We start from the raw sequence: 10446 nt of genomic DNA, 5'->3' as shown, positions 1-10446 counted from the left end.
GATGAAGGACGTTGGTTTAATCCTCTTGTAGATCTCAACTATTACAAACAAATCAACTCGGATCTTCCTGATGATTGGACTCCTTCAGACTTATTAGAACATTTGACCCATTTTGGATTAGATGAAGGACGTTGGTTTAATCCGGTGTTCAATATTCGTGACTATTTTGATGATAACCTGGAAGCAGTTACTAATTTCTTTGGCTTTGGAGTTGAAGAAATTAGCTTGAAACAAGTCTTCCAGTTTGCGTTTGGTGTGGGTTTATTTCAGGGTATCAATCTTGTGTCAGAGGATGATTTAGATGATGATTTAGACGATGACTTAGATGACGATGATAATGACTTCGATGATGACTTAGATGATGATTTAGGCGACGATGATAATGACTTCGATGATGACTTTGATAATGACTTCGATGATGACTTAGATGATGATTTAGATGACGATGATAATGACTTCGATGATGACTTAGATGATGATTTAGACGATTTGGATGATGACTTTGATGACGATTTCGATAATGACTTAGATGATGACTTCGATAACAATGGCATTATTGGAGAAATTCCCGATGTTAATGTGGGTATAGATAATGACTTTGATGATGATCTAGACGATGATTTGGATGACGATTTAGACGATGATTTGGACGACGATGAAATTATTGATGATCTCGATGATGATGACATTTCAGGTGATGATGATGACGATGATCTAGACGATGATTTGGATGATGATTTAGACGACGATTTGGATGATTTGGATGACGATGAAATTATTGATGATCTCGATGATGATGACATTTCAGGTGATGACCTTGACGATGATCTAGACGATGATTTGGATGACGATTTGGATGACGATGAAATTATTGATGATCTCGATGATGATGACATTTCAGGTGATGACCTTGACGATGATCTAGACGATGATTTGGATGACGATTTGGACGACGATGAAATTATTGATGATCTCGATGATGATGACATTTCAGGTGATGATCTCGATGATGATGACATTTCAGGTGATGACCTTGACGATGATCTAGACGATGATTTGGATGATGATTTAGACGACGATGATGATGATTTGGATGACGATTTAGACTATGATCTAGACGATGATTTGGATGATGATTTAGACGACGATGATGATGATTTGGATGACGATTTAGACGATTTGGATGATTTGGATGACGATGAAATTATTGATGATCTCGATGATGATGACATTTCAGGTGATGACCTTGACGATGATCTAGACGATGATTTGGATGATGATTTAGACGACGATGATGATGATTTGGATGACGATTTAGACGATGATTTGGATGATGATTTAGACGACGATGACGATTTAGATGACGATTTCGATGTGTCTCGCCTAGTTGATGTTGAGTGGTATCAAGATGAGTATGAAGAAGCGATCGCATCTGATGAAACTATCATTGATAGTGATAATAATGGCGAGATTGATAACTCAGAATTGACTAATTATGCACTCAATGAAGGCTTAGAAAATGGTCAAAATCCGGCACCTTGGATTAATTTGGATAACTATCGAGAAAACCCAGAATATGCACAAGATTTGCTCACTCATTACAATGTCAACTCACTTGATGAAGTAAGCTATCGGGATACCTTAGAGTATATGTTGGGTGCTGGTTTAAAAGAAGGAAATGCACCTTGGACAGATGACTACTACGAAGACTTTCTCGAAGTTGATGATAACCGAATTGGCTTAACAGAATTCTACGCTGTTACCTCAGTCGATGAAATTGGTGTTCCTCAAACATTCCTTTACCTAGTTAATAATGGGTTTGAAGTCGATGATGATTCCGCGATCGCTTAAGTACCTTATCGGATAGTCCTCAAAATCACTGTCAGCGTTTGCATGGGGGGGAAACCCCCCAATATTTTTATTGAAAAAATTTTTCTTGACAATTGCGAAAATAGGCTTCGAGAAACGGTATAACTCTACACGCGCTTCCTTATCCTCAGTGGCAACACTGATATTGTAAGGGCATGGCATAGCTATGCCCCTACTCTCTCTATTGGCTGTCAAAGTATTTTGAAAAGGCTGTCGTCTGAGAATAGCCCGAGCGTAAAAGTGTAATAGTAGCTACTACTTGAAATGGCTTGTGCGATCCATAAAAAAGAGCGATAAGCAATTTAAAGCAAATTTTAAAATGAAAATCGGGAGGAGCTTTTTATGCGTTTAACTGTTAATTTTCCTCGTCATCAGAGTGATGAAACAACGGTTATTTTGGTTCGCCACGCTCAGAGCGTTTCTAACCTTTTAGCTTGCTACCCTGGGTGCTGTGAACAGGATATTTTGACCGAAAAAGGGCGTCGTTCTGCTTATCTAACAGGTTTAGCTCTAAAAAAGTTTAATATTAATGCGATTTATACTAGCCCACTGAAGCGGACTCAACAAACGGCTATTGAAATTTTAGCAGCTCTAAGTACAACAGGTTCAGATTTACCTCAAATGCGTCAGTCTAAATTTTTGCAGGGGGTTGATCTGAGGGCATGGCAAGGTTTATCTTTTCAAACAGTCCGAGAACAATTTCCTCAAGATTATCACGATTGGAAACAACGTCCCCAGGAATTTCAGATGGAAGTTCCTTCACAAATCAATTCTGAAGAAACGGGAAATTTAGCCGTTTGTACCCGAGTAAAAAAATCTTATTTTCCAGTATTAGATCTTTACAAACAAGCTGAACAGTTTTGGCAAGAAATTTTACCTCGTCATAGAGGCGCAACTATTTTAGTGGTAGGTCAGAGTAGCACAAATCGCGCTTTAATTAGCACTGCCTTGGGTCTTGAACAACATTTATTTCATAGCTTACAACAGTCTAATTGTGGTGTAAGTATTCTGAAGTTTCCGCACAGTTCTAGGAGTTCTGCCAAATTAGAGAGTTTCAATATCACAGAACATTTGAACGAAAAACTACCTGTATTCGAGGAAGAAGAACAAGGATTACGTTTACTTTTTGTTGCTTCATCTAATATTTATCATCAACAAATTCAACAAATTTCACAACAACTTAAAGATGTTCCGATTGATTTTTGTTTAACTCAAGTTATCAATCACTCTCAAGTCATTTCTGAAGAAATTCTTCGCTATCATCCTAACATAATGCAGTTTCAAGTTTTCAATGATTTACTGCAAGTATGGCAGGAAAAAATCCAAGATCGCCATCAAATTGCTTTGGCTTCTAAGAGTGATCAAAAAATACGAACAGGATTAGTCATCGTTGATGAACTGATGATCAAATCTTTCCTAAGTAAAGTTATAAATTTGAGTTCAAACCAACTTCAAAACTGGCAACTGTATCCTGAAGCAATTCACGCGATTTACTATCCCTTGGAACATCCTGCTATTGTTCAAACCGTGAATTATCACGTTCATTTATAGCTTATAGCGTTTTTTGAGGAGTTGTTGAAAATCGTTAAAGTGTAGTACGAACATCCCGCTTATCTAAAATTTACAACTTCAATAAAAATGCGATATATAATCCATCTTGCAATCCATAAAACAGTAACACTTTTTTCTCTTCAATGGTAGATTTGTGTTACTGTTTTTAGATAATTTGACTCAATACTGTTACTTAAGCCTCTAAAGCTGCTTTCAGTTGTTCTTCATCATCAGCAGACAAAGAAGTTCGTAGAATTTTGCCGTTAAAAGGCTTTAATTCTTCAATCACTCGATCCGGAGTGGCTTTGCGAACTAAAACAAAAATGGCAGAGGTTCCCGGTATGAGTGTTTCACCCAATTCTTTCATAAAGTCATCGTTTACCCCGATATCAGACGCTTTTCCAGATAAAGCACCTGTAGCTGCCCCTACAGCGACACCTAATAGAGGAGATAGGAAAAGTGTTCCGAATAAGAGTCCCCAGAAACCACCCGTTACGGCTCCTGCGGTGACTAAATTTAGGGCTTGTTTGAGCTTAACTTTTCCCTCTGCATTTTTGACAACAATTGCTGCATCTTCGAGATCAATTAGATGTTCTTTTTGCAATTTTGCTAGAGTATTGAGAACTTCATCGGCTTTGAATTCGTTGTCAAAGCTCATTGCGATTAAATCACTCATCACAAAGTCTCCTGATTATCAAAACAATGATTAACACATCTGGCATCAGAGTAAATCAATCTCTGTAGTTTGTCAATCTAACTTTAGGTCAGAAATTCTAATTCATAGATGTCCCAGATTGGGTTGAAACTCTTGGAGTTTTTCTCCAAGCTGCTCGGCAGAATGGCTTAGTGACGTGACGAAGGTTTAATCACTTGGAATAATAACCATAAAGCGACTATAATTCCCACTAATTCAGCCGCTATCGTATTAATAATAGCCTGCATGGCAATCATATCAAAAGGGGTAATAATTGAGCCTGGATTGATAACTGTTGCACCAGGAATCGGATTATAAATCGCAGCAGAACCTGGAGGAAGAAGCAATGTTTTTAAAAGAAAAGAGCCAATTTGACTCATTCCAACCAGAACCGCACAGCCCATCCCAATAATATTAGCAATTAGCCCAATCCATAAACATCTAATCACCTCTTGTATTTGAGGACGAAGCAGATTATTTTCTAATTTTTTAGAAATTCTAGTATAGCGGTAACACCAATAAATAGTAAAGACTAAAGCCAGTAAGCAGCCATAACAAAACATGATTCCAAACAGAGAAAGTCCTCGGCCTCTGGGCGTAATATTAGTCTTAAAAAAAAGCACAAAAACTAACATAAACAGGGGAATAATTCCTAGAGTAATTTGCAAGGCAAAACCCAGCCTAAACGCCGAAACTCAGATGCTAACTGATGAATTCGAGTAGACGATGCGGAGTCAAGTCGCTGTTCAGACATTGTTTTCCTTTTTTGAGTTTTAACTCATAAAGATTTATTGGGAAAGCATACCATTTCTCTATAAATTGATCATCTGTCGGATTGTTTTCTGTATTTGATATTAGATTATTTTGCAAATTTTGGGTCTTGGCAACTTTGATAATCCAAATCAATGGCGATCGCCTAAAAACATACTGTCCGGGCTAAGGTAGCCAGTCCCCTTCAATATGAAATCCAGCGATCGCAACTCTTTATCTTTGAAAAAGGAGTTCCTTACATCAGTGTTCCCTTAAAGCCGATTGGCCCTTCTCCCTGATAAGTCATCGTTCCGTTCAAAGTTGTGCCTCCATCATCGGAATTAATGTCGAGTGCTACAACATTTTGATTTTGCCGAGAACCAAGTATCCAGTTGCCACCTGGATGCCAAGGTGCAGAATCTCCTCCCCATTGATTCTCTACTTGATAAGTATTATTCCCTGACAAGGTTGCCCGGAAACCAATCGGCCCTTCACCAGCGTAAGTCATTGTTCCGCTTAGAGTTTGTCCGTTATCACTAGACTGAACGTTGACAGCAACAACATTTTGGTTAGAGCGACCACCGATCTCCCATTTGCCACCTTCATTCCAGGGAGCAGATGAGCCACCCCACTGATTTTCTACTTGGTATGATGCCATAATTCTTCTAATGTGATTTTAGTTATTTCTACATCATTCAACGATACATCTTATTGGTATAAATGCCAAGTATAGATTTTTTGCTCAACAAATAGATTACTCATTCTTGAAGATATTAATTATTATGTTTTATTTCAAAAATCAATCGTCGGTTTCCGGTCTAGCCGTTCTTGATCGGATCAGACAAACAACATAAACTCCCTCTTTTCCGATTAATTGATGGCTTTATGAAGGCGTTTTGATTGTTTAACTTTCGGAACCGCAATGGAAAAATCGGTAGGTGCAATCGGTTCAATACTAGGATTATTTCCTCCAACTTGATTCGTCCGCAGAAGCCACAGTGAAGCGCCTAACTGTAGAAAAATCATTGAGACTTGATCACAAGTCCAACGAGGGAGTAAAGTTCGCCAACTGGCGATTACTTTTAATAGCGTTTTTCCAGGAGTTTCGAGCGGAAAACTGCCTAATGTAGACATATTATACCGCCAATCGGAGCGAACTTTTTTCAGGGGGGTGAGATAACGCTCCAAATTTTTCACTAAATCAACTAACAAAATAAACCGTTGAGTTTGTTCATGTTGGGGATGATCTTTTAACCATTTAATAATTAATGGATTCAACTCCATCTCAGCCATCATGCGGCGTAAAGCGGAATAAAAGGCTTGACTCGAGTCTTGTACACAAGAATTAACGGCACTCACAAAGGTTGTTCCGGTGCCATCTCCAATCCGATATCGCGCCGCCATAATATCGAGTTCATTAATCACATAACTCAGTGGAGAAAAGGTTAACCCATCAAAATCATAATCTTTAGTTAGCGGACTAAATTTCACCAAAACATCGCAAGTTGGACGACATCCCAACCATCCCCACTGACGCGCCCCCATATACCGCATCCAAGCCAATGTTCCTGAAGTAACTCCATCGCTATTGTGTGTATAAATTTGGCGATATTCGATGTCAAATCGCAGTTCATCGCTGAGAGGATCACGGATGACATTCGCCACTCCAAAAGAAAAATGCCCGAAGAAAATTCCCCAGGGTGAAGGCTCGGGTTTTTTCCCGCCAATTCCTCCATAAACGTGCATCAATAACGCTCGCTCTCCTTCTTGCCAATCTGAGGCTTTTTCGTTAGGATATTCTTCGATTTGAGGATCAAGTAAAATGCTATAAGCATGACCTTTGTTATCCACTGTTTTATCCCAAGCGTGGAAGTTTATAAAGTTGATTGTGGCTTTTTTACCTTGGATGATGTGTTCCGGTTTTAGAGACAATAATGAACGGGGTGCAAGGGCTTCAACTACAAACTTTCCTTCAGAATTTTTCGCGCCATAAATGTACCAACCGGAGGAATTCACGGGAGATTTTTCAAGTTGGTGATTTGTCGAGGGAAAAACACCATTTCGCCGAGGAATCACGGTGGGAATATAAACGATTTCTTCTAAGCCATCAAACTGTTGAGATTGACGACTGTAGTGACGAACTTTAAATAAATCATTCCCGAGAGATTTGACAATTTGAACGAACCCATAAAAACGCCCGGTAATTTGGATCGGATCTCGATGAATATACAGTGTCAGACGTTCAGATTCTGTATCTTCTACAATCACTGGATCAGGCAATTTAACAATCATTTCATCGTTGGGTAAAGCCCCAGCTAAAGACTCTAAGGGATCAACTTGCTGCCAACCGTTAATCCGTTCTGGGTGAATTTTCCCTTGACGTTGACTCTGATAAGCTTGATAAATAAAATTAACATCTTGCGTGACTAATTTAACGTAAGTTTGTACTCGAGTCTGATTACTCCAGCGTAAATTAACAATCTGACCGATACGATGTTGATGGTCACTATCAGCATGATAAATTTCTAACCAAACTCCTTTAACGGTTTGACGTTCGACCGCCGGAGGTAAAATTAAACGCCCGATCCAAGTTCCAATCGGTTGATAATATTCAAGATTGATGGATTGATTGACCGGATAATAATTGAGTTGATTAAAGGGGGCTGCTTTGTAGCGTTTATAATTGCTGCTGAGGGTAATCAATTCCTTGGGATCTAATCCAGTTGTTTCCCCTTTTTTGAGTAAAATTCCGGTGATTATTTCTACCGTTTGCTGAAGATGGCTACGACCATCACGTAACAATACCTCGGCTGCCATCGGGCCATCAGGGCCGTTATGAGCAACAGGGCCGAGAGAAATCAGAGAAATTTTACCTCGACGTTTGGCTCGGTTCCAGTTAGACAGGAACAAAATCGGCCAGCGTCCAGGAAACATAATTGACCCCAATTTTTCAACGTTATCCTTCTCGCCGACGAGGTGATAGAGCTGTTCAACCTTCATCACTTCTGTATTACCACTGATCACGCCAGCCAGAGAAATGACTTCAATGGGGGCATCGAGGGTCTGCTGCAAAAATGAAACGGCTCCCATCGACATCTGGCCACCGCCGCTATATCCAATTAAGGTAATCGGGGTTTTACTCCCGACTGGATAACCAAAGTTGACTAAGCTGTTAAACAAAACCTGTGCCAAACCTTGATTTTGGATCGGGCCATAACGAGGGTCTGCTGAAACGGCGACGGCAACCATATTGCGAATATTGATGATCAGACTAATGGGATTCGTCGGACGTTTTACGGCGAAAGACTCCAGCATCCGCCACAAAAAAGCCAGAGGATGATTTTCACTCAAGGGTTGGTTTGTGACGGTGTAGGGCATAATTCCCTTGACAATCAGGATGTTTTTGGGAAGGGTAGTGGCTAAGTGATTTAATAAGCGCTCGACATTGGGAAGATATTCATAGGAACCTTGGTTAATGCCGTCTAAATAGATGACGTAGCGATCAATTGAGGTGGAGGGGGAAGTCTTGTCGATGGAGGTTCCGAAATATTTTAAGGGTTCTGATCCGTACCATCCCGCCCACCATCCTAATGCTTCAAAGGGGGTCAAGACGATGGAAAAGAATAAGGCGATGATACTAATACCGATTAAATTAATGATCAGTCTCAGGGTTTTTCCTAATGTCAGATACCAAGTTGAGAGGGCATCTTGAGAGCCTGAAGAGAAGAACAGGATGATCGCAAAAGCCGCTAATCCGATTAAGATGAGTTTCAACGGAGTGAATCGACGCTGTGAAGCGCTACTGATCACGTCGGTGCTGGTTTGGATGACTTCGTTGCTGACATCCCTCAAACTGATTGGGTTTCCAGCTAAAATGATTTGTTCGATTCCGGCTTGGTCTTTAACCAGTTGTGTTCCGGCGACTTTGTTTTGTATCCACTGTCCCAAGATGACAATTGGACGACCGACGGTGCGTTGGAGGATTTGGAAGACAAGCCAACCTAATCCGACACAGACAAAAACTTCCCAGGTTCCGAGATTGGTGATCGCTTGCCATCCGACAATTTCTGCTAATAAAATCCACAGCGACAATAATACAAAAATGGGTATACCGAAGTAGGGTAAGCCTATTAAAAATCCAAAGAGTAAGGGGGCGTAGTTGAGTCCTAAAGTTCGTAGGACTGTGATCAGTTGGAGTTCAGTTAGTTGAGTCCCATAGAAGAAGTGACTGACTAACCAGACGCTTGTCGCCCAAAACAGGTAAGAAAAGGCAAATAAAACTGCGGCGATACCCAGACTCAAGAAAAAGCGAAGCGGCTTGACTCGGTTGATGAACAGAACGACACATTGGCCAATTGCTTCGGATAATCCCGCCGCGATCACGATGGTTAGGGCGATGATATTTCCTTGCGGTAGGGTGTGGATTTGGTTATAGACTTCAGGATTGAGGGTGAGCGTTCCCCAGACGAGAGACCAAAATTGCTCGAAGGCGGTTTCCATAGTTTTGAGTCGATCTAAAGAACCATCAGCTTGAAAGTTCTGTACTTGCTCAAATCTTAATCTATTATGAGTGTCGAGATTGATCAAAATTTGTGAAGATCAGACCTCAAATTTTTGTTTAGAAGTTCTTGTAAACTCAAGGTAGTTGTCAGCCCCATCAAAAATAAGCTAATGTAAGCACAAATTTTAATGATGAGGTATTGTTCCCTTGGTTCCTATACGTGACGAAAATCCAGTTTATATTACGCCTTGGGTGACAAGGGCGTTAATTCTAGCAAATATTGTCGTCTTTATCATTGAATTAGGGTTAGCCCCTGAACAGCTTGAAGATTTTTTCTACACTTGGGCTTTTGTGCCTTGTCAACTGACAAATTCCTGTCCTGTTGCGTTGCCCGTTTCTCCTTTTCCTGAATGGATTACTCTGATTACTTCTCAATTTCTGCACGGGAGTTTTGGACATATTGGCGGAAATATGCTTTACCTTGCTATTTTTGGGAATAATGTTGAAGATTGTTTAGGTCATTTTAAGTTCCTGATTTTTTATATTGTCTGTGGAATGTTGGCGGCTCTAACCCAGGGCTTTTTTGCACCGACTTCTGCTTTACCCACTTTGGGAGCGAGTGGGGCAATTGCTGGGGTTTTAGGGGCTTATATTATTCGCTTTCCTCGCGCTAAGATTACGCTTTTACCGTTTATTTTCATTCCGATTCCGATTCGTTTATCTTCAATTTTCTTTCTGGGATTTTGGTTTGTCATGCAGTTAATGAATGGGGTTGCGAGTTTGAATGTAGATGCGGTTACGGGTGCTGAACCCGGAGGAGTCGCATACTGGGCGCACGCGGGCGGATTTGTATTTGGGGTCATTTTAGGGCCGATATTGGGGTTATTTTCTGGCCCGAAACCTCGTTAGCAATCGAGAAACGGTATTCGAGTTTTGAAGTTACCGTTTCTCAAGTTTATCGAAATGGAGCAAGAAGACCTACGCCATAAGAAACGTTGGCGATAGGATGAATTGCGACCAACAAATAACTATCAATCAGGTCTGTCTTGCTCTTCAATATATTCCTTTAGTCTATCAACAG

At 40.3% G+C, this 10446-nt stretch carries 7 protein-coding genes; 3 read left to right on the top strand and 4 right to left on the bottom strand.

The features are described from left to right. Nucleotides 1–1851: hypothetical protein (locus VB836_RS27320; protein WP_323224290.1), on the top strand; the 1851-nt coding region annotated here is incomplete at its 5' end. 360 nt (nucleotides 1852–2211) lie between these two features. Next, on the top strand, nucleotides 2212–3420 hold the full coding sequence (locus tag VB836_RS27315) for a histidine phosphatase family protein (RefSeq protein ID WP_323224288.1): 1209 nt from the start codon (nucleotides 2212–2214) through the stop codon (nucleotides 3418–3420). Between the two features lie 193 nt (nucleotides 3421–3613). Here the strand turns inward: VB836_RS27315 and VB836_RS27310 are convergent, their stop codons facing one another. The 4 genes from VB836_RS27310 to VB836_RS27295 form a co-directional block, all read right to left on the bottom strand. Then, nucleotides 3614–4096, bottom strand: a complete 483-nt coding sequence (locus VB836_RS27310) for a DUF1269 domain-containing protein (protein ID WP_323224286.1) — start codon at nucleotides 4094–4096, stop codon at nucleotides 3614–3616. Nucleotides 4097–4263: 167 nt separating this feature from the next. Next, the gene (locus tag VB836_RS27305) at nucleotides 4264–4782 is read right to left on the bottom strand and encodes a DUF3611 family protein (protein WP_323224284.1); all 519 of its coding nucleotides are present in this window, start codon (nucleotides 4780–4782) and stop codon (nucleotides 4264–4266) included. Nucleotides 4783–5120: 338 nt separating this feature from the next. Further along, nucleotides 5121–5522 (bottom strand): lectin OAA family protein, encoded by a 402-nt coding sequence (locus tag VB836_RS27300; protein ID WP_323224283.1) that lies wholly within the window; start codon nucleotides 5520–5522, stop codon nucleotides 5121–5123. Between the two features lie 212 nt (nucleotides 5523–5734). Continuing rightward, nucleotides 5735–9364: a peptidase gene (locus tag VB836_RS27295; RefSeq protein ID WP_323224281.1), complete on the bottom strand. Its 3630-nt coding sequence runs from the start codon at nucleotides 9362–9364 to the stop codon at nucleotides 5735–5737. Between the two features lie 208 nt (nucleotides 9365–9572). On the opposite strand from VB836_RS27295, the gene VB836_RS27290 reads away from it, so the two are divergent. Then, complete coding sequence (locus VB836_RS27290) at nucleotides 9573–10274, top strand: rhomboid family intramembrane serine protease (protein WP_046280234.1); 702 nt, start codon at nucleotides 9573–9575, stop codon at nucleotides 10272–10274. Nucleotides 10275–10446: the final 172 nt, after the last annotated feature.

The organism is Limnoraphis robusta BA-68 BA1 (assembly GCF_034932365.1).
GTDB lineage: Bacteria > Cyanobacteriota > Cyanobacteriia > Cyanobacteriales > Microcoleaceae > Capilliphycus > Capilliphycus robustus.
Note: the sequence above shows the minus strand (reverse complement) of the source record. Positions and strands in the feature narration are given on the sequence as shown.